This window comes from Pseudomonas sp. S2_H01, from assembly GCF_054668305.1.
Genome location: NZ_CP162756.1, coordinates 6,508,006 through 6,527,139, shown reverse-complemented (window position 1 = coordinate 6,527,139; position 19,134 = coordinate 6,508,006). Strand labels below are relative to the sequence as shown.

18 protein-coding genes are annotated in these 19,134 nt (G+C 52.7%); 12 read left to right on the top strand and 6 right to left on the bottom strand.

Translation table 11 applies throughout. The features are described from left to right. Nucleotides 1-41 precede the first annotated feature (41 nt). Together AB4N84_RS29430 and AB4N84_RS29425 are read right to left on the bottom strand one after the other, a co-directional pair. The gene (locus AB4N84_RS29430) at nucleotides 42-548 is read right to left on the bottom strand and encodes a winged helix-turn-helix transcriptional regulator (protein ID WP_460044491.1); all 507 of its coding nucleotides are present in this window, start codon (nucleotides 546-548) and stop codon (nucleotides 42-44) included. 351 nt (nucleotides 549-899) lie between these two features. Next, entirely contained in the window at nucleotides 900-1,640 is a 741-nt protein-coding gene (locus AB4N84_RS29425) for an SDR family NAD(P)-dependent oxidoreductase (protein WP_460044490.1), read from the bottom strand. 94 nt (nucleotides 1,641-1,734) lie between these two features. On the opposite strand from AB4N84_RS29425, the gene AB4N84_RS29420 reads away from it, so the two are divergent. The 3 genes from AB4N84_RS29420 to AB4N84_RS29410 all read left to right on the top strand — a co-directional run bounded on the left by AB4N84_RS29420 (nucleotide 1,735) and on the right by AB4N84_RS29410 (nucleotide 5,107). Then, nucleotides 1,735-3,174, top strand: coding sequence for a TolC family outer membrane protein (locus AB4N84_RS29420; protein ID WP_460047175.1), 1,440 nt, complete (start codon nucleotides 1,735-1,737; stop codon nucleotides 3,172-3,174). 126 nt (nucleotides 3,175-3,300) lie between these two features. Next, entirely contained in the window at nucleotides 3,301-3,921 is a 621-nt protein-coding gene (locus tag AB4N84_RS29415; RefSeq protein ID WP_460044489.1) for a cysteine hydrolase family protein, read from the top strand. 187 nt (nucleotides 3,922-4,108) lie between these two features. Next, a complete protein-coding gene (locus tag AB4N84_RS29410; RefSeq protein WP_460044488.1) occupies nucleotides 4,109-5,107 on the top strand; it encodes a quinone oxidoreductase family protein in 999 nt (332 codons plus the stop codon). A gap of 125 nt (nucleotides 5,108-5,232) precedes the next feature. Here AB4N84_RS29410 and AB4N84_RS29405 read toward each other — a convergent pair whose 3' ends face one another. Together AB4N84_RS29405 and AB4N84_RS29400 are read right to left on the bottom strand one after the other, a co-directional pair. Next, entirely contained in the window at nucleotides 5,233-5,856 is a 624-nt protein-coding gene (locus tag AB4N84_RS29405; RefSeq protein WP_460044487.1) for a TetR/AcrR family transcriptional regulator, read from the bottom strand. Between the two features lie 359 nt (nucleotides 5,857-6,215). Beyond that, a complete protein-coding gene (locus AB4N84_RS29400; RefSeq protein WP_460044486.1) occupies nucleotides 6,216-6,728 on the bottom strand; it encodes a winged helix-turn-helix transcriptional regulator in 513 nt (170 codons plus the stop codon). A gap of 267 nt (nucleotides 6,729-6,995) precedes the next feature. Here AB4N84_RS29400 and AB4N84_RS29395 point away from each other — a divergent pair, with 267 nt between their 5' ends. From AB4N84_RS29395 to AB4N84_RS29385, 3 genes are all read left to right on the top strand, one after another. Next, nucleotides 6,996-7,619, top strand: coding sequence for a cysteine hydrolase family protein (locus AB4N84_RS29395; RefSeq protein WP_460044484.1), 624 nt, complete (start codon nucleotides 6,996-6,998; stop codon nucleotides 7,617-7,619). A 132-nt stretch (nucleotides 7,620-7,751) separates the two neighbouring features. Then, nucleotides 7,752-8,372: a cysteine hydrolase family protein gene (locus AB4N84_RS29390; RefSeq protein WP_093469463.1), complete on the top strand. Its 621-nt coding sequence runs from the start codon at nucleotides 7,752-7,754 to the stop codon at nucleotides 8,370-8,372. An 83-nt stretch (nucleotides 8,373-8,455) separates the two neighbouring features. Then, entirely contained in the window at nucleotides 8,456-10,126 is a 1,671-nt protein-coding gene (locus AB4N84_RS29385) for an FAD-dependent oxidoreductase (RefSeq protein ID WP_460044483.1), read from the top strand. Nucleotides 10,127-10,170: 44 nt separating this feature from the next. On the opposite strand, the gene AB4N84_RS29380 is transcribed toward AB4N84_RS29385, so the two are convergent. After that, nucleotides 10,171-11,640: a mechanosensitive ion channel domain-containing protein gene (locus tag AB4N84_RS29380; RefSeq protein WP_460044481.1), complete on the bottom strand. Its 1,470-nt coding sequence runs from the start codon at nucleotides 11,638-11,640 to the stop codon at nucleotides 10,171-10,173. A 408-nt stretch (nucleotides 11,641-12,048) separates the two neighbouring features. Here AB4N84_RS29380 and AB4N84_RS29375 point away from each other — a divergent pair, with 408 nt between their 5' ends. Further along, nucleotides 12,049-12,333, top strand: a complete 285-nt coding sequence (locus AB4N84_RS29375) for an OsmC family protein (RefSeq protein ID WP_460047174.1) — start codon at nucleotides 12,049-12,051, stop codon at nucleotides 12,331-12,333. A gap of 31 nt (nucleotides 12,334-12,364) precedes the next feature. Here AB4N84_RS29375 and AB4N84_RS29370 read toward each other — a convergent pair whose 3' ends face one another. Next, a complete protein-coding gene (locus tag AB4N84_RS29370; protein ID WP_460044480.1) occupies nucleotides 12,365-13,270 on the bottom strand; it encodes a LysR family transcriptional regulator in 906 nt (301 codons plus the stop codon). Nucleotides 13,271-13,402: 132 nt separating this feature from the next. Between AB4N84_RS29370 and AB4N84_RS29365 the strand changes: the two genes are divergently transcribed. The 5 genes from AB4N84_RS29365 (at nucleotide 13,403) to AB4N84_RS29345 (ending at nucleotide 19,022) form a co-directional block, all read left to right on the top strand. Beyond that, on the top strand, nucleotides 13,403-14,092 hold the full coding sequence (locus AB4N84_RS29365; protein ID WP_460044479.1) for a flavodoxin family protein: 690 nt from the start codon (nucleotides 13,403-13,405) through the stop codon (nucleotides 14,090-14,092). A 79-nt stretch (nucleotides 14,093-14,171) separates the two neighbouring features. After that, entirely contained in the window at nucleotides 14,172-15,380 is a 1,209-nt protein-coding gene (locus AB4N84_RS29360) for an HlyD family secretion protein (RefSeq protein ID WP_460044477.1), read from the top strand. Nucleotide 15,381: 1 nt separating this feature from the next. Beyond that, nucleotides 15,382-16,143 (top strand): MFS transporter, encoded by a 762-nt coding sequence (locus tag AB4N84_RS29355; RefSeq protein WP_460044475.1) that lies wholly within the window; start codon nucleotides 15,382-15,384, stop codon nucleotides 16,141-16,143. Further along, complete coding sequence (locus AB4N84_RS29350) at nucleotides 16,107-16,961, top strand: MFS transporter (RefSeq protein WP_460044474.1); 855 nt, start codon at nucleotides 16,107-16,109, stop codon at nucleotides 16,959-16,961. Before AB4N84_RS29355 ends, AB4N84_RS29350 begins: the two co-directional genes overlap by 37 nt. A 588-nt stretch (nucleotides 16,962-17,549) precedes the next feature. Beyond that, complete coding sequence (locus AB4N84_RS29345) at nucleotides 17,550-19,022, top strand: ATP-binding protein (RefSeq protein ID WP_460044473.1); 1,473 nt, start codon at nucleotides 17,550-17,552, stop codon at nucleotides 19,020-19,022. Nucleotides 19,023-19,134 lie beyond the last annotated feature (112 nt).

Sequence of the window (19,134 nt, the reverse complement as noted above, 5' to 3'; positions counted from 1 at the left end):
GTCTCAGTTGGGCAGGAAGGCCTTGCGAATTTCACGCATGTTTACCTTCCGCTTTTCCTAAAGTTACGCCGCTTGGCTTCACGTTCGGCCTCGAACCGCTCGCTGATTCGCGCATCGAGAGAGTCAAGCGAGAATGGCCATTCGTTCTCAGGTATACGCCAATGCTCGTCCACCACTTCGCCCGTTGGTCTATGGGTCAGGTGTACTGCCGGCTCCTCGACGGGAGTGTGGGTACAATATTGCATCCCCCAGGCACGGAGCATCAGCAGGATAGGGTCAAGCGCTCGTCCCTTAGGCGTCGCGTAATACTCATAACGTTCCGGTTTCTCGCGATATAGACGCCGCTCGATAATTCCGTCCTGCTCTAGTCGTTTTAACCGCGTTGAAAGCAGGTACGAAGATGCGCCAAGTTGAGCTTGGATGTCGTCAAATCTGCGAACGCCCATGCTGAGTTCCCGCATGATCAAAAGCGTCCAGCGGTCACCCACGGCAGCGAGTGATTTCGCAACAGGGCAGACTGTTGAGCCTGCCTCCTCTTCCCATCCCATTAATTGTCTCCATCGTACAACTGGTGATGCTAGACGTAGGCGTTACGCGCTTAGCATCTCGATTCGTGTGACTCCAATATACATTGCAGGCGTAATTTATTGAAGGGCGCCCATGGCCGCTTGGGGCGATATTCATCTTCGCGAGATTTATTTGCGCTGAGTGGTCGTGGTTTTGGGGGAATGACAAGGTAGTGGGCTGATATATCAGCCCAATCAATGTTCAGAGCAGTCGCGAGGGGTGAGCGTCGGATCCAACCAGCTGGAAGGATCGCTTAGGGGGGAGGGACGGTGTTAGCAGCAATCACTCCATCAAGCGACGCTCCGTCCCGACTAAAACGAAGTTGAGCTGGCTCAAAATGTTTCTTCGTTGGATCGCAGGTCAATCTCCGCTGTCCAGGCGGAGCGGGGTTGTCGATGAATCTGGAGGTAGACCTGAGCCACCGCGTCGTAATCCATCAGGCCCCTTTCAGGTCTGTTGCGAACATTCACCGCTGATTGAGCCGTTGTGTGCTCGCGCATGATGCCTCCATCAAGGATGACATGGGCTACATGCACACCCATTGGCCCAAGCTCTCTTGCGATGCTCTGCGAGATCATTCTTAACCCAGCCTTCGCGGAGGAAAAGTGGGCGTAATTGGCTTTTCCGCGAAGGCTGGCTGTTGCCCCACTAAACAGCAAGGTACCTCCGCCGTGAATTGTCATGGCCTTGGCCGCTTCTCGGCCGACTAGAAAGCCTGCAAAGCATCCGCCACGCCAGTGTTCTTCGAACTCCACTGCAGACATTTCCCTGATGGGGGTACGCGCGAAGCTGCCCCCATTGAATACCACTAGGCTAGGGGGTTCGTGGTTCAGATGCTGCTGGTTGGCTGCGGCAAAAAGTTCGACTACCTGTTGCTCGTTGGAAGCATCCATGACGGCCGGTTCGGCTGAGCCACCGCTTGAAATGATATGGTCGATGACTGCTTGAAGTTTGTCCTCAGTTCGCCCCGCGACCCAGACATGAAAGCCTTCAGCTGCAAAAAGCTTACATAGGGTTGCACCCAGCCCATTGAATGCCCCCACTCCTACGACAATAGCTGTTGGTTTTTTCATCGGTTGACCCATCCAATTAGCACAGTGACGCTTCAAAAAATGAAGTATATTCTTGGAAGTGGCAATCGACCATCTTCTATCCGAAGGAATTTCTATGCAGTGCAACTCACCACTGCCTTTGGCCGTGCTCTGTGTCTTTGGTCTGGGTATTGGAGTGACGGATAATGTCTGTGCATCTCAGGCGAATCTGGTCAGTGTTTACAGCGAAGCGCTTCAGAACGACCCGGATTTGGCTGCGGCTAAGGCCGAGTACCAAGCCCGGCGGGAGGTGGTTCCTCAGGCAAAGGCTACTTTACTTCCCAACCTTTCTGCGGGAGCGACCTTAAGCGACACACGTACTGCATTCGACCAACCGTCCGTGACTTCAAATCGGAGCGGAAACGCCTACCAGGCCACGCTAACACAACCTGTTTTTCATGCCGATCGTTGGTTCCAGCTCAGCGCGGCTGAAGCTGTCAATGAGCAGGCAATGGCGCAACTGGCTGTGGTACAGCAAGACTTGATAATGCGTAGTGCCCAAGACTATTTTGGCGTTTTGCGAGCGCAGGATAATTTGGCTGCAACCAAAGCAGAGGAAACAGCCTTTAAATATCAGTTAGATCAGGCAAGTGCGCGTTTTGCCACGGGCCTTGCAGACAAAACGGATACGCTTCAAGCCCAGGCAAGTTACGACACATCGCGTGCAAACCGGATTCTCGCCGAACGGCAGGTAGACGACGCATTTGAAGCATTGAACACCCTTACGGATCATGAATATCGATCTCTGCAGGGGGTTATGCATCAGTTGCCACTCGTCCCTCCTTCGCCAGCAAGTGCAAGCGATTGGGTCAACGCAGCTGCGAAGCAGAATCTGGACTTAAAAGTCAGTAATTACGCAGTAGATTCGGCGCACGAGACAGTTAAACAACGTAAAGCTGGCCACGCACCCACTCTGGATATCGTCGCACGCTTGCAAAAAGGTGATAACGACAGTCTTGGTTTTACAAACCCTAGCAAGACCGGCGCAAGGTACAGTGGGGACGTCGAGCAGCGCACAATCAGTCTCCAGTTGAATATCCCGATTTACAGTGGCGGGTTGATTAACTCCCAAGTCGCGGAGGCTGTCGCACGTCTCGATGAGAGTGAGTATCAGCGGGAAGGGGTGCGACGACGGGTGGTGGAGTCGACGCGAAACTTTTATCGAGCCGTGGTTACAGATGTTGAGCAAGCGAAGGCTCGCAATCAATCGATCATTTCAAATCAGAATGCTGTTCAGGCCACTGAAGTGGGTTACAGAGTCGGAACGCGCAATATTGTGGATGTCCTTGATGCGCAACGCCAGCTCTTCACTGCTGTGCGCGATTATAACAACTCGCGATATAACTACCTACTAGATACCCTGGAGCTGAAGCGCGCCGTGGGCACATTATCCCCCGCCGATCTGAAAGCGCTGCAGGGCTATTTCAAAGCAGATTATGACCCTGACAAAGATTTTCTTCCTCCTGAGATTAGTCGTGGATCAGACGAGGCTGTGGACTTAAACAGTATCCAGTGAGCACTTGCTTAAGTGCCACGGCGGGCGGCGCAGTAAGAAACTGGCGCAGTGGGGAAGACCGTTTTTCACTCAGTTAGCGATTCTAGCCGGTAAATATAAGCGTATCACAATGGTGGAGCGTTTCAGATGAGCATGAGTTATTCAGCAGGAAGTACAGCGTTGTTGCTTGTGGACGTGCTTAATGATTTTCTTGATGAGAAAGGAAAACTTGCAGGCGCGATTGGCCCCATGGTTGAAAAGACCAATCTCAGGTCGCAGCTGCAGCGACTGTTGGGGGGCGCACGCAAGGCTGGGATAAAAGTGTTCTATGTGCCTCATGGTTTTCACGAGCACAGCTTTGATGGGGTAAAGCATGTGTTGCCGCGCTGGCAGTTGGCACTACAGAACAAGGTGTTCTGGATCGGGGAGTGGGGAGCTGAATTCTATGAGCCTCTTCGTCCCTTGGAAGGAGAAGTTGTTGTCTCTCGTCATCGTAGTTTCAACGCGTTTGAGGGAACAGATCTGCATGAGCAGCTGCGGGATGCTAAGGTTGAGAATGTGGTTTTGGCGGGTCTCACTTCGAACACCTGTATACAGGTCACCGGCACGCAAGCGTTGGAGTCCGGCTTTCATGTAACATATTTAACCGACGCTGTAGCGGAGTTCGATGAGGCTGTGCATAAAGTAGCATTGGAAGTTTCATACCCTGCGTTTGGCCACGAACTGTTCACCGTGGATGGATTCTTGAACGCCATTGTTACTGGTTGACAAAATAAGTGGCGGCCGCTGGTAACTTATCTCACCCACAGTTGAGTATTAAGCTTTGCTGTTGAGTGCGATTTGGTTCAGAATTTCTAACCTCTCCTTGTTGAGTGAGCGGTCTGCTGGTAGCGGTAATGAATAATTATAACTTTAAACTTGACCCGTGTTTCGCATGTCCAAGTGAGGAATGTTGATGTCTCTCTCTCAGCAGGTGATTGCTAAAAGTTTTGGAAGTCCTGACGTTCTAACGTTGCTGGATTTAAATGCGCCTTCCCCGCGACCTGGTCAGTTATTGGTAAAGGTCGCAGCGGCGGGGGTGCTGTTTGGTGACACAGTACGACGCGCCAACCGCTATATTGTGCCTACGGAACTGCCTTATGAACCCGGCAATGAAGTTGCAGGTACCATTGTTGAGATGGGTAAATCTGTATTCGGCTTTGAGATCGGTGATCGAATCCTGTGCCGTGTCGCCTCGAAAGGCTATGCGCGTTATGCGGTGGTCGATGCAGCCAATGCCATGTACCTGCCAGAAGAGATTGAGTTCGGCGCGGCTACTGCGCTACTGGGGCAAGGGGTGACCGCATATCTGCTCACTCGACACTTGGTTGCACTCAAAGGCAAAGCCATTTTTGTTGAGGCCGCAGCGGGCGGTGTCGGGATCCAAGTGGTTCAACTCGCAAGGCAATCCGGTGCGTCAGTAATCATTGGTTCTGCCAGCACCCAAGCGAAACGGGATTTCGCGCTTGGCGTTGGTGTTGATCTCGCCGTGGACTTGAGTAGTAGTGATTGGGTTAAACAGATACTTGATGCGACGGGGGGGAAAGGCTTAGATATAGTCTATTGTGCCTCCCGTTCAACGGCCCAAGACCTGGTTAAATCTCTCAACGAATTTGGTACGATAATTCACTACGGGGTGGAAAGTTGCGCAGCGCCGCTTTTGGAAAGCTGCACACGTGTTTTACACAATCAGCGTTTTACGAAGTTTTATCTACCAGGGTACTTTACGCCAGCCTACACTTCACTGTTGAACTCAGCAGGAAACTCACTCATGAAACTGGCTATTTCCGGGCATCTAAAAATACACGCTGACACACGGTATTCGTTGCAGGATGCGGCAAAAGCCCACCGAGCGCTTGAGGAGAGAACAACCATCGGGAAGCTAGTCATTGAGCCATGGGGCAGGGAGGCTTGAAGTTTTAGGGGTAGAAAGGAAGTTCTAGGCTTTCAACAGCACCGGATCTTGTGGGTGTGGTCACTTCCGGTGCTGGGCATATACTTGGTCACTGAGATGCTGTGCTGGTAGTAAAGGGGGCGACGTCATGACGTCGAATTCTTTTGACCGTCCAGTTGTACATCATCAACCCCTAAAACCGTTCGGGCGCTCTTGAGGATTTCCTCGGATAAGTCGGTGCTCCTGGCTGCTCGTGCTAAGGTCAGTGCTCCAATCATGACGGAGTATTCATTCAGGGCCTGCTGTCTCAACTCTTCGGGTGAAGATGCCTGATCGAGCGCTTCCATATAGATTCCTAGGAGTTTTGCAAGGCCATCAGAATACGTCGCATTAATTCTAGAATCATGATCTTCTTGGGACACCTCGCTCGAAAAGGCCACGACGGGACAGGTTTTCTCGCTCTTCTGTACTCTATGTTGAGACAGATAATCGGCGATGATCAGCTTTCTCGCCGTTTCTTTATTCGGTGCCCCTGCAATGAGCTGCCTCCAGAACTGGACAGCCTGTTCAAACGCGTGGTTACAGGCTTCGTTGGTAAGTGCTTCTCTTGATTCGAAATGTCCGTAGAAGCCGCCCAGCGTCAGTCCCGAAGAAGACATGACTTCAGAGAGCGGGATATTTCTGAAACCTCGTTCTCGAAAAAGCCTGGCGGCATTTTCTACGATGGTTACTCTGTTAAGCTTTGCCTGCTGGCGCGATACTCTTGGCATGTGGCCTCGGTAATATTCATAAGGTTCATACCATCCTGGCGGTTAATGTGTGAGTCCTGCAGGAGGCAGCTGTGAGTTGACTCCTGGTTGTTAGCTTAAATGGTTAACAGAGGATTACTTTCACTAAGCAAATGTGTGAAGGCTATCGCGTAGTCAGAAGGGGTAAGGTCAGCAAGCCAGTCGCCGAGGTCTGAGCTACTGACCACAAACAGAATCTTCATGCACTGCTCCTCGATAGGGGGTCAGGTTGCATAGGATTGCGCCCGACATGAATAGTCTCACCGAGGAGCAGCCATCATTTGAAATCAAAAGATGTTGGGTCTGCTATCGATCTCATGGATGGCTGGAGTCCGCCCAGCTCAGGAAGCTTTTTTGGTTTTCCTAAAGTTGCGGCGTTTGATCTCTCGCTCAGTCTCGTAATCAGTGCTCATACGTCCTTCCAGCGTGTCGAAAGAAAATGGCCATTCCTGATGAGGGATTTTCCAAAACTCGTCAACGACCTCACCGGTTGCCTTGTGACGAAAGTGGACAGCGGGTTCTTCGTTGGGCACATGGTCGCAGTACTGGATTCCCCAAGATCGAAGCATCAGAAGAATAGAGTCCAGCGCTCTGCCTTTGGCCGTTGCATAGTACTCGTACCGTTCAGGCTTGGTGCTATACGGGCGGCGCTCAATGATGCCGTCTTTCTCCAGCCGTTTTAATCGAGTAGATAGTAAAAATGACGACGCCCCCAGCTGGGCTTGGATGTCGTCGAATCTACGTACGCCGAAAACCAGCTCTCGCATAATCAGAAGTGTCCAACGATCTCCGACGGCCGACAGAGACTTGGCAATCGGGCAGAGCGTGGTACCTACTTCCTCTTCCCAACCCATGATGAAGATGCTCCCATTTCCGACCTAGCCTGATAACAGCTCATCTCTGATGCAGCTGCGCTATTTTCGAACCGCTCCCAATAAATATACATTACTCGCTTCATCTATTGAAGCCTTGACCTTCCGAATCATTGCTTTATATTTTAAAGCTTGCAGATTCGGATTTGCTGCATTGACCAATAAAATCAGTACCTTCCGGGCGGTTTCCGCGATTCGTCACGTAAGCCAAAATGCCAAGAGGGCCGCTCTTTCCTTTTCGGAGCTCTCATGAATCATAACCCCTATTCCGTCGAACGTACGGCGCTGCTCCTCGTTGATCCTTATAACGATTTCCTCAGCCCTGGGGGCAAGTTATATGAAATGATCAAGGATACGGCGGAGCAGGTCGGGCTATTCGAAAATCTACGGGCCATTCTGCTCAAGGTAAGAACTGCGGGCATGCAGGTCTTCATTGTCCCTCATCATCGCTACCGCGAGGGCGACTATGAGAAATGGCAGCATCTGAGTCCAATGCAGCAGGCTGCCAAGCAAAGCAAGTCTTTTGCTGAGGGTAGCTGGGGAGGCGAATGGCACCCTGAGTTTGGCCCTCAGTCAGGCGACGTCATCGTTAAGGAGCATTGGGCTCAGAGCGGATTTGCGAACACCGACCTTGACGAGCAACTGAAGCAGCACGGTATTCAAAAAATCATTTTGGTCGGCATGGTTGCCAATACCTGTATCGAGTCCACCGCGCGGTACGGTATGGAGCTTGGATATCACGTGACGCTCGTGCGAGACGCCACTGCCGCGTTCAGCGCAGAGGCGTTGCATGTTGCTCACGAAGTTAACGCACCAATGTTTGCTCACGCTGTGCTGACGACAGCCGAATTGATTGAGTTGCTGCCTGAGTAATACATCATCGCATACGAGCTTTTTAGCTCGCATGATGGGTAGACCAGGCTGTGCTTCGAGTAATTCGTGAAATGTCAGCGACCAGCCGATCGATTTCACGTCTCGATAAACCATCTGAAAGAGACTAAACGAATGACCACTGAATATCCTGCCGCTCGCACGGCTTTGCTGGTTGTAGATCCCTATAACGATTTCATGTCCGAAGGTGGCAAGCTCTACGGGGCTATCAAGCCCACCGCTGATGAGTCGGGCATGTTTGACAACCTGCGCAAGATCATTCCCGCCGCGCGCCAGATTGGCCTGCAGATCTTTGTACTGCCGCACCACCGCTCTCATGCCGGTGATTTTGATGGTTGGCAGCACATGACTCCTTTTCAGAAGCAAGGTGTGCCGCTGCAAGCCTTCGCTGTAGGTACCTGGGGTGGTGAATTCAACAGCGAATTTGGCCCTCAGAAGGGTGACATCGTTGTTCATGAGCACTGGGCCCAGAGTGGTTTCGCGAACACCGACCTGGATCAGCAGCTGAAGCAACATGACATCCAGCGCGTTATTTTGGTTGGCGTGATCGCTAATAGCTGCCTTGAATCAACGGGTCGCTTCGCAATGGAGCTCGGGTATCACGTGACGCTTGTGCGAGATGCTGCTGCCGCTTTCAGCCCTGAAGGAATGCACGCAGCTTTCAATGTCAACGGCCCTACCTATGCACATGCGATTTTGACTACCGCTGAACTGCTGGAGCGTCTACCAGCCTGAGTAAGGCTGCGCCTTCTGAGGTGGGAGCGTGTTTGGCGCTCTCACCTAGGTTCCTTGATCGTCTCCTACCCCAGGTAACTTCCATGAGCTCCAGCGACGCTCGTCTTCACCAAAAATTTCCCATTCTTACAGAACTTCAGATCAATGATGCCTTGCGATTTGCTATCAGGGAGCCGCAACGCTTCGCTGTGGGTGAAGTAATATTTGAAGTTGGGGCCCACGGGGCCGCTATCTGGCTGGTTCTCGATGGTGCCATCAGCGTTGTTCGGCGTGATGGTCTAGGTCGTGAAGCGTCAATCGGCAGTGGAGGCAGAGGGCATTTCACCGGAGAAATTGGATTACTCGGTGGGCGGGCTGCTCTGGCTCAGGGGAAGGCTGGCCCTGAAGGCTGTGTCGCGGTTCCCTTTGATGCAGCCCACCTTCGGGCGCTAATCATAGGGTCGGCCGATCTGGGTGAGATAATTGTGCGTGCGTTGATCTTGCGCCGGGTTGGAATGCTTGAATCTGACCGAGTTGGATCGGTGATCGTAGGGCATCGAAATGATATGGAGACAGTGCGTCTTCAAGGTTTCCTAACGCGTAATGGATATCCGCATTCCTTCGTAAGTATCGATGAAATGGACGATGAGACGCGAGGTCTCATCGAGCGTATAGGTATCCTGGATGAACAGAAACTCCCATTGATGATTTGTCCCAACGGGAACGTGCTTGAACAGCCAACTGACGCTCAAGCTGGAATTTTCCTGGGGATTACACCGGAGATCGATCCGCTCAAGGTGTATGACATCGCCGTAGTTGGTGCCGGCCCGGCCGGGTTGGCGACGGCGGTCTACGCCGCGTCGGAAGGTTTGGAGATCGTCGTCCTCGATCAGCGAGCTTATGGTGGACAGGCTGGAGCATCGGCGCGAATCGAAAACTACCTCGGTTTTCCAACTGGCGTTTCGGGTCAGGCACTCGCGAGCCGGGCGTTCGTTCAGGCTCAGAAGTTCGGCGCAAAAATGGGCATCCCCCTGCAAGTCGAGAAGCTTGATTGCAGCGAGCCTGATCAGCCTCTGCGGTTGGTGTTGACGACGGGGGCTGTAATCCAGGCCAAAAATATCGTTGTGGCCACTGGTGTGCATTACCGAAAGCTTCCAGTAGAGACCGCTGGGCAGTTCGAGGGCGTGGGTGTGTCGTATTGGGCATCCCCAATAGAGGCTAATCTTTGTAAGGGTAAGGATGTCGCATTAGTTGGGGCGGGCAACTCTGCAGGTCAAGCTGCAGTATTCCTTGCTCCCTTGGTCAAGCATCTTCATCTGGTCGTACGAGGGCGGGGGCTTGAGGCGTCGATGTCCAAGTACCTCATAGACCGGATTGCTGCTCTTCCAAACGTTACCCTCCATACCGATACGGAGGTCAGTGAGTTGCAAGGTTCAAAGCAAACCGGCTTGGAGCGTGCAGTCCTGCGTCACCGATCCACTGGAGCTCTGCAGACCGTTGAACTGTGCCACCTCTTTCTGTTCATCGGTGCCGATCCCAATACACAATGGTTGAGTGGTTGCGTCGAGACGGATGAGATGGGTTTTGTACTCACGGGCGCAGCACTCTCTAAAGATGTTGAGAGGGAGTGGTTGGTGCTGCCTTTGGAGACCAATCGTAAAGGCGTATTTGCGATCGGAGATGTGCGGGCAAATTCGACTAAACGCGTAGCGTCGGCCGTTGGTGAGGGGGCATCAGTGGTTGCGCAGATATTCGAGGCGATCACCCGAGGGTAAAACGCAACTATTTAAAGGGATCTGCGTTTCCGAGCAGAGCCCCTCTACGAATGTCTTGTCTTGCCAGTATCTCGCGGCTTGTTCACTCGGCCGCGAAACCAATGCAGCAGCCCTGTCGGTGTATCTTCTAGCGGGCGATGTTGCAGAAGTGGCTCACGAGCTTTTGTGCGAGTGCGAACAAGCTCGACCAAAGCTCGTCGCAGCTCGCTGTGCTCGTCAAAAGTAGCAGTTATGTCTGTGCGATCCACTCGATAGATGACGCAGTCCGTAAGCGCGGTAAATCTTACTGCGGTGGGAGATTCGCCAGTCACGCCGCCTTCACCCATCAGCTCCCCAGGCCCCATCCTACCCAGTTCGTATGGGCCGTCGGATCGCTCCATGGTGACCGTAACGACTCCGGATTCAACGATGAGTAATGCATCTGGGACAACAGCTAACTCAAGAATCACCGCGCCGGCGGGGTAAGAACTCAAACGCATGTGTTGTTCCAGCTCCAGGCGATCCTCGGATGAAAGCGTGCGCAAAGCGTTCACGCTATCCAGCGCGGCCAATTGCCGTGTCGTCGCGACTGGATGTGCGGAGCTCTGCCGCACTGACTCTGATGCCGCAAGTTGGCGATAAATTAGGTCATGCAACTGGTTTCTGGCGATGCCTCGCCGGTCTCTGGAGTGTACGTAGCCCGTGACTTCGTACTCCACGCTTCTCAAGCCTGACTTTTTGACGACTGCGCTACCTTCGGGCTCGGACATGAGTTCACGGCAACCCTTCAATGCCTTGGTGAGTGAGTCCAGAACGGAGGCCGGGCGAAGCCGAACGGGAAGCTCCACCGTGACTGTCACTGAATGAAAGTGATCAGGGCGACTCAAGTTGATGATTCGTGTTTTCGCAGCCATTGCGTTAGGGATGACGACCATGCTTCCGGCTGAGGTCAGGAGGTAGGTTGAGCGCCAGTCGATCTCGACGACCTTCCCCTCCACGCCATCAATATTGATGACGTCGTCTACTCTGAACGGTTTTGTAGCATTCAATACGATGCCTGAAAATACGTCCGCCAAGGTGCTCTGTACTGCAAGTGCGAGAATAATTGCGACTGCCCCCGAGGTGGCAAGTAGCCCTTTTACCGGAAGGTCAAGGATGTAGGCCGCAGCGGCAACCAGCGCAACCAGAAAAACCCCTGCGCCAATCAAGTCCTGCAATAGATGACCCTTGCGTTCGATACGGGATTCCAGCAACAGGATCATCAACCCGGTAATGGCGCGAGCCCCGAAGAGCCACCACGCAATGCCCAACGTCACGGCGAGCGTGTGCTCGGCACCGTCGAACTGATCTGGAACAGTGTTTAAGGGGGTGAGGCCGGCCCCCAGTAGTCCCGCGCTGAACATCACAAACAGAGCCGACCTGATCGCGATTTTCCAGTGGCTGCGGGTTTCTGAAATCAGGCGCCAAAGGATGAGGTCTGCCACCAAAATCGCGGCCGTCCAGAACAATGGATGGGAAAGCTTCAACGGATCCATCTGACACTCCTGGCTGAATCTGGCGTTTTTCCGTCAAGCGGGCCAGGAGCCAAAAAGGTAATTGCATCAAGTAATACGCCTGCAGATAGGGAGGGTAGCTTTATAAATTGAAGCAGTCAATCTGCCTTGCACTGCTCGAAAAACCGCCAATTGCTTTCAGCTTTGAACGGAAAAAATCGTTATCAGTGGTGCCGATCGCTGGTGTATGCTTTAAAAAATAAAGCGACATGATTTTTCCCATTTAAGCTGAGAGGTACGTGGTATGAAGGCTACTGGCTATTCAACTTGGCAGGGGACGTGGAAAGAGGGGGTGGGTACGCTTTCTACTGAAAGTGAGACGCTTAAAGATAAGCCTTATAGCTTCTCCAGCCGCTTTGAAGGCACCCCGGGGGGAGTCCTGAGGAGCTTCTGGGAACTGCCCACGCAGGGTGTTTCAACCAGGCATTGGCCAATAACTTTGGCATGAACAACTTCATCGCTCAGTCGATTACGACATCTGTGGCTGTTGATCTGGGGTATGGCGATGATGGCCATCCAGCTATCAAGGGTGTGCACATTGTCACTCAAGCCGCAGTCCCTGGAATTTCGGAAGAAATGTTTCGGCATTGCGCCGAGCGAGCTCGCACCAACTGTACGTTGGCCAAGCTCTTCAAATGCGAGATCACGATGGATGCAACGCTGAACGACATCTGATCCAGCGGCTGGATGCGTTGTTCGCGAGGTGTCAGTGCTCTGCGCAAAACTCTTGCAACTGGTTACGCAGCCAGATGCGGGCAGGGTGGTTGTGGGTTCGATCGTGCCAGACCATGGAGATTCCAAACCCCGCCACCGGTACCGGCGGGGCAAACATGTCGATCCTGTCTGAGTAACGCTCGGCAAGTCTCTGCGGCGCAACCGCTAGGAGCTCGCACTGTGAAACTGCCTCGATCATGAACATGAACGACGAAACGGCGAAGCCCACCTTTCGGGTTAGTCCGACCGCCGCCAGTGCGTTATCGGTCGCTCCCTTAAATCCGTCCCCCCTGGGTGAAACAATGATATGCCTGGACTGTATGAATCGATCGATTGGCATAGGGCGTTCGCCAATGGTGCCCTTTCTCGCGATGCCGACATAGCGTTCAGAAAGCACCTCCTTGTGTCTAAGCTCACTCCCTTCCAAGCCTTCTGTCACCAGGAACGCGATATCGGTCAGGCCTCGCTCAAGTTCAGTTTTCAGAATCTGGCTGTCTGGAAGCTGCCTTACCATCACCTTCACGTTGGGGGCCACAAGATGCACTTTCAGCAAAAAAGGCATGAGGATCGCGATCTGCATGTAGTCGCTTGCGGAGATAGTCAGGGTGGCGCTAGCGGTGGACGGATCGAAGATGCGTGCGTTGCTCACCAGCTCCCGCATTTGATCGAGGGTTTTACGTAGAGGTGCTTGGAGCTCAAGCGCCATCGCCGTTGGCAGTACGCCACGCGAAGTAGGTATCAAGAGTTCGTCGCCAAATACCCCTCTCAGCCGGGAGAGCTGAGCGCTTAAGGCGGGTTGGCTTAGATTCAGGCGTTTGGCTGCGCGAGTGACGTTGAGCTCCGCGAGCAACGCTTCCAAGGCCAGCAAAAGATTCAGATCGAGTTTTTTGTCATCCATAGTGTGGATAACACCACCTTTGAGGTGCGAATTCAACAGATGGCGACTTCGGTGCCTGCGAAGATTTCATCGGCCGTCAATTATCGCTCATACCGCCGTATTCAAAGCGCCGATTAGGTGTACGGAGATCAAATGGTCAAGGTTGCAATTGTTTATTCCACTGGGCACGGGCATACCCTCACTGTGGCTGAGCACATCCAGAAAGGTGCGAGCGCTTTTGCAGGGGTGCAAGTAGATCTTATGCAAATTGTTCCAGAGCAGATTGGTGCTAATGGGCGATGGTTTGATGAAGCGATCATGCAGAACCTCGCTGCAGCTGATGCCATTGTGTTCGGCGCCCCAACCTACATGGGATCCATGCATGGGCTCTTCAAGCTTTTTCTGGAGCACGCTTTCGCACCGTGGGTGGGGCAGGAGTGGAAGGACAAAATCGCGGCTGGTTTTACCAACTCAAGTTCGCGGTCTGGAGACAAGCTCATTGCCTTGGAGCAACTAGCGATCTTCGGAGCGCAGATGAACATGATATGGGTCGGCGTGGGTGATCAGCCTGGTGGCAATTACTCCGCAAGTCAGAACAGTGATGTGAATCTATGTGGCTCTTGGCTTGGGTTAGCTACCCAGAGCATTGGAGACGCTGCTCCCGAGGACTCCCCCCATGCTGGCGACAGGCTCACTGCAGAGCGTTTCGGTCGTCGGATTGCCCGAACCACCGCTCGCTGGATGCTAGGCGCTCAAGCTTTTCCTGCTCAACCCGTTAGCGCCGCCGAAACGCGCAGGCGAAATATCGCAGGTGTCGAGGAGTGGAGGCGTTTTGATGATTGATCGCGATTTGGCGTGTCCTCAACGCGGTAGGGGTTCGGCATGTGTTGCGCTTAGATCCTGATGTCAGTGCAGCGTACTCATGATGCGCGCAGCGGAAGGCAATCAGCCCGAAGCAGCACCCCATTTGTGTTTCCTTTCAATTTATTTGCTCTGCGATATCACTATGAATGAAGCCGTAAATTCCAAGTCGACACCTGCGTCAGAGGTCGACATAGAACAGCCGCCAAAGCCAAATCACTGGGGGCTAGTAGCGCGTTTCGCAGTTGTTCTTTTGGCCGTAGCGACGGTGTGGGTCTTTGCCACGAACTGGAATTTCTGGACGGGGTTGAAGGCGGTTCAGATTACAGATGATGCGTATTTGGAAAGCAACGTCATCCCGCTATCGGCCCGTGTGTCTGGGCTCGTCAGTAACGTATCAGTAAATGATTACCAGACTGTGCACCGCAATGATGTATTGGTGCAACTCTACGACGGGGACTACAAGGCTCAGGTCGCTCAGGCCAAGGCCGGCCTGGATAGGAGCTTGGCGCAGGTAACTGTTCTGGAGAAGCAACGAGCCCAGCAGGAGGCCACGATAAACGCGAACGCCGCTGGCGTCGTGGCATCTGCAGCAGGCGCAGAGCTGAGAAAGCTGGAAGCCAATCGACAGCATGATCTATTGACCCGAGGTAATTTTGCCTCACAGCAGGCGGTTGACCAGGCAGATGCAAGCAACAAGCAGGCGGCGGCTGGGCATGTGCAACAGCAGGCACAATTGATGGCTGTGCGTCGTGCCCTCGACACGATCGACTCCCAGATCCTGGTCGCTCAGGCCGATGTTGCCAGTCAGCGCGCCGCATTGGATCTTGCAATGATCAATCTGGATTACACCCATATCCGGTCGCCAGTTGATGGTGTGGTCGGCGCGCGGCAGGTTCGCCCGGGTCAGTACCTGGGGATTGGTGCGCAGGTCATCACGGTTGTCAGCTTGCCAGAGGTCTGGGTGGTTGCAAATTTCAAGGAAACGCAGATGACTCATGTTCGCAAGGCGCAATCTGCGACCGTGGAAATCGATGCTTTCCCTGGCGTGGTCTTCCACGGGCATGTCGATAGTTGGGCGCCGGGTTCAGGCTCCCGTTTTGCTCTCTTACCACCAGATAACGCGACGGGGAACTTTACTAAAGTTATACAGCGAGTGGCTGTGAAAATCGTGCTCGATGACTTGTCGAGTGAAGACGCGAATGCACTCTTAAGGCCCGGTCTTTCGGTCGTCGCCTCGATTGATACCTCCTCCTCGGACAACCGCTAGCATGGCATTTGCGAGCAAAAATCCGCTGATTAACCTGTTGCACTTGTCCGATGGAATGCGCAACGAGTCCACTCGACCCTGGATTGGGATTCTGGCGGTAATACTTGCGGCGTTCGTGTCTACGCTGTCCAGCCGGCTTACTAACTTTGGGGTTGCTGATATTGGCGGTGCCTTAGGCGCGAGTTTTGACGAGAGGGCTTGGATCACCACCTCGTTTAGCTCTGCACAAATGCTGATGGGGCCGTTAGCTGTCTGGCTTGGCCTGGTATATGGGCCAAGGCGTGTTTTGCTAACGGGAACGTTGGTATTTGGCTTTGCCGAATTGCTTCTGCCAATGTGCAGAGAGCTTGAAGGCTTTCTCGTATTGCATTTTTTAGCTGGCTTGGGGTCGGGTACTTTCGTGCCTCTAGCGATTGGCGTGGTCGTCAGGAATTTGCCAAAACACCTATGGCCGTTGGGAATCAGCGTCTATGCCATGAATCTGGAGTTGTCCCTCAACATCGCGGCGACTCTCGAAGGCTGGCATCTGGATCACGGTGGGTGGCAATGGATTTTTTGGCAAAACCTGCCCTTGGCAATTGCATTGGTGATCTGTGTCTATTTCGGAATACCCCGTGAGCCGATCAAGCAAGACGTAAAGGGGAAGGGTGACTATTGGGGGATGGCATTCGCGGGCTTAGGCTTCTCACTCGTTTATGCTGCGCTGGATCAGGGGAACCGATTGGATTGGGGGCTTCAGGCCTGGTGGTTGGCCTGTTGGTAGGGGGAGGGGGACTAATCGGTGCGTTCATCTTCCACGGCTATAAAAATCCCCAAGCATTTATTGATTTCCGGTTCCTTCTGGCGCGCAACATCATTCCACTGGTGTTGCTTCTAGTCACCGCTCGATTGCTAGTACTCAGCAGCAATTTTATCGTCCCGCAATTTTTAACCCAAGTGGCAGGATTTCGACCGCAACAAGTCGGCGAAATCCTCCTATGGGTGGCATTGCCGCAGTTTTTGATCGGGCCGAGCGTCGGCTTAATATTGCGATACGTAGATGCCCGCATTTTGATGACTATTGGAATGAGCTTAATCCTTACAGCTTGCATTCTCGCTAGCAGATTGACATCGCTTTGGTCGGAAAGTGAGTTCATCCCATCGATGTTGATGCAAGCGATAGGACAGACCATGGTACTCACGTCCTTGATCTTTTATACCGTCCGGCATCTCAACCCTGTCCTCGTCATCACTTTTGGGGCCGTCATCCAGACTGCCAGGCTCATGGGTGGGGAATTGGCAAGTGCGCTCGTGCAAAGCTTTGCCAGGATTTCGACCCAGATACATTCCAATTTGTTGGGAATGCACGTCGTGGCGGGACAATCTGCACTTATCGAGCGTTTGTCTGGGTTTACCCATGGCACTTTGTCCCGATTTGGAATCGGGGATCCCTTGAATGCAGCGCGCGGGACGGCATTGTTGGCCGGCCAGGTAAGGGCGCAAGCCCAGACCTTGGCCTATTCCGACGCTTTTCTACTTGCGGCTGCGACCGCTGTGATCGGGTTATGTTTGATAGCTACCCTTCGCCCTCCACCCGCTTGATCACGCCAGGATCGATTGGATCAAGCCAGGCAGAGACGCTTCATCAATTAAAGCAACTATTGCTTGACGCGTAATGGGCTATGGTTTAATAATTGAATCTACATCTGTATTAGATAGTACGCTGCAATGTTGCCTAAAACTGTCTGTAAAATAGATGACGCGTTAAATATATAATAAATGACGAGGGTCATATCACGTGAACCATCAGTCTGCCAAGGGTTGAATCATGCTCTTATCTTTAGTAGCTGGATCAGCGGCCCGTCAAAATGTAAATAGCAGCTGGGTGATTGCGGCGGTGATGATGTTGATAATCGCAGCGTTGGCAGTGTGTTTGTTGATGCGCAACCATCTGGTTGAGTCTGGGTTTGCTCTCGACGGAAAGACCGATATCGCTCTAGCTACGCATGTACCCCCAACAAGTTTGGGTAAAGGGCTTTTGGCGCCCTTGATGAGATTTCGAAATGCCTTTGGGTCGATGACATTCTGGATCCTGTTTACGACCTTTTTCATATGTGGAGCCTCGTCTGTAGGCCAGAGCTTCAATGCAACGTGAGCTTATTAAGTCGCGAATCTGCGAGGGCACTCGCCATGTCTTCTGAGTGGAAAAAAGCCGGGGCACTGTTTATCGCAGTTGTCATATTTCTAGTGGACGGGTTCAGTTCTCTCGATATTGCTGTTGCGGTGCTCTATATTCTCGTAATTTTGATATCGGTCGATCTGTTTTCAAAGAAAATGCTGCTCGGCATCACCTGTCTGTGCATCGTTCTAACGATTGTCGCTTTCCTCATCTCTCATGGTCTGGAATGCAATGACGAGTCTTGTGGACGAGGTGGTATCAGCATAGCCGCAATTGCGATCGCTTCGCTGCTGGCGTTAAAAAGTAGCGCTAGTCGAGTACAGCTCAGGGCGCAGCTTGAGCTTTTAGCGCGAAGCCAGGCGTTCCTGGCGGGTGCGCAGCGACTAAGCCTCACTGGAAGTATCGGGTTCCGTGTCCCACCAACTGACATGTATTGGTCGGAAGAGGCCAAGAGAATCTTTGAATTCAAGAAAGCTGTGTCGCCCACTCTAGATCTCATGCTTGGGATTACTCACCCAGATGACCAAGAGCGTTTGAGATCCGTGTTGGAGGATGTGTGCGATAGCCAAAGCCAGGTCGAAGTGGAGTTTCGTCTTGTCATGGCGGACGGGCGAATCAAATACCTCCAAATGTGGGCCAGACAGTACGAGATCGCGGGGCCCGAGTGTGAGTTTATTGGGGCTCTGATGGACATAACTACTACGCGAAAAGCGGAAGAGGCTTTGCACAGGAGTCAGGCTGAGTTGGCTCACGTCACCAGGGTGACAATGCTGGGAGAGTTAGCCGCCTCCATTGCACATGAGGTTAATCAGCCGCTCGCGGCGGTGTTAACGGATTCTCAAGCTGGCCTGCGTTGGCTGGGTCGAGTCCCGCCCGACTATCATGAGGTCACTAAGGCTGTTGAAAGGATTGGAGCGCAAGCACAACGTGCGGCTGATGTGATACGGCGGGTGCGAGATCTCTCGAAGAAGGGAACAATCTTTCAAGAAAAACTCGAGCTTCATAGCCTGTTAGCCGAGTCATTACTGCTGGTTGAGCGAGAACTGTATATCAACAAGGTGACAATCAGCATCGACAACGGAGTTTTGCCGGCCACTATCTACGGAGACAAGGTGCAGCTACAGCAAGTCATTATCAATTTGGTAATGAATGCAATGCAGTCTTTGTGCGCTACGCGTGATCATGGTCGCAGGATAGTGGCTCACATCAATCGTAATGACGCAGATCATCTGGAGTTAATCGTACGAGACAACGGTGGTGGCATCCCCCAGCAGGACGTTGTCAACGTGTTCTCTCCTTTTTTTACGACCAAGTCCTCGGGCATGGGGGTAGGTCTTTCAATATGCAGGTCAATAATTGAGTCGCATGCTGGCCAAATTTGGGCTGAAAATGAATCGGCTGGTTGGGTTGCTGTTGGTTTTCGTTTGCCTTCATATGAACTGAAAGAGAGGATGCGCGAAAATGATGCATTCCTAACGAACTAGATCTCAATCGGTTCTGATAAATCACACTCTTTTCTGGCGGTGGGGAGTTGTTCGGCTTCTAATTTCCTTATATCTGATCGCTAATACCATTGTATGATGAACCAGAGTTGTA

Excerpts from the sequence above, each read along its gene's own strand:
- AB4N84_RS29345 (WP_460044473.1), top strand. The coding sequence starts at position 17,550 with ATGTCTTCTGAGTGGAAAAAAGCCGGGGCACTGTTTATCGCAGTTGTC.
- AB4N84_RS29415 (WP_460044489.1), top strand. The coding sequence starts at position 3,301 with ATGAGCATGAGTTATTCAGCAGGAAGTACAGCGTTGTTGCTTGTGGAC.
- AB4N84_RS29420 (WP_460047175.1), top strand. The coding sequence starts at position 1,735 with ATGCAGTGCAACTCACCACTGCCTTTGGCCGTGCTCTGTGTCTTTGGT.
- AB4N84_RS29405 (WP_460044487.1), bottom strand. The coding sequence starts at position 5,856 with ATGCCAAGAGTATCGCGCCAGCAGGCAAAGCTTAACAGAGTAACCATC.
- AB4N84_RS29390 (WP_093469463.1), top strand. The coding sequence starts at position 7,752 with ATGACCACTGAATATCCTGCCGCTCGCACGGCTTTGCTGGTTGTAGAT.
- AB4N84_RS29395 (WP_460044484.1), top strand. The coding sequence starts at position 6,996 with ATGAATCATAACCCCTATTCCGTCGAACGTACGGCGCTGCTCCTCGTT.
- AB4N84_RS29355 (WP_460044475.1), top strand. The coding sequence starts at position 15,382 with ATGGCATTTGCGAGCAAAAATCCGCTGATTAACCTGTTGCACTTGTCC.
- AB4N84_RS29365 (WP_460044479.1), top strand. The coding sequence starts at position 13,403 with ATGGTCAAGGTTGCAATTGTTTATTCCACTGGGCACGGGCATACCCTC.
- AB4N84_RS29380 (WP_460044481.1), bottom strand. The coding sequence starts at position 11,640 with ATGGATCCGTTGAAGCTTTCCCATCCATTGTTCTGGACGGCCGCGATT.
- AB4N84_RS29360 (WP_460044477.1), top strand. The coding sequence starts at position 14,172 with ATGATGCGCGCAGCGGAAGGCAATCAGCCCGAAGCAGCACCCCATTTG.
- AB4N84_RS29400 (WP_460044486.1), bottom strand. The coding sequence starts at position 6,728 with ATGGGTTGGGAAGAGGAAGTAGGTACCACGCTCTGCCCGATTGCCAAG.
- AB4N84_RS29425 (WP_460044490.1), bottom strand. The coding sequence starts at position 1,640 with ATGAAAAAACCAACAGCTATTGTCGTAGGAGTGGGGGCATTCAATGGG.
- AB4N84_RS29385 (WP_460044483.1), top strand. The coding sequence starts at position 8,456 with ATGAGCTCCAGCGACGCTCGTCTTCACCAAAAATTTCCCATTCTTACA.
- AB4N84_RS29410 (WP_460044488.1), top strand. The coding sequence starts at position 4,109 with ATGTCTCTCTCTCAGCAGGTGATTGCTAAAAGTTTTGGAAGTCCTGAC.
- AB4N84_RS29430 (WP_460044491.1), bottom strand. The coding sequence starts at position 548 with ATGGGATGGGAAGAGGAGGCAGGCTCAACAGTCTGCCCTGTTGCGAAA.
- AB4N84_RS29370 (WP_460044480.1), bottom strand. The coding sequence starts at position 13,270 with ATGGATGACAAAAAACTCGATCTGAATCTTTTGCTGGCCTTGGAAGCG.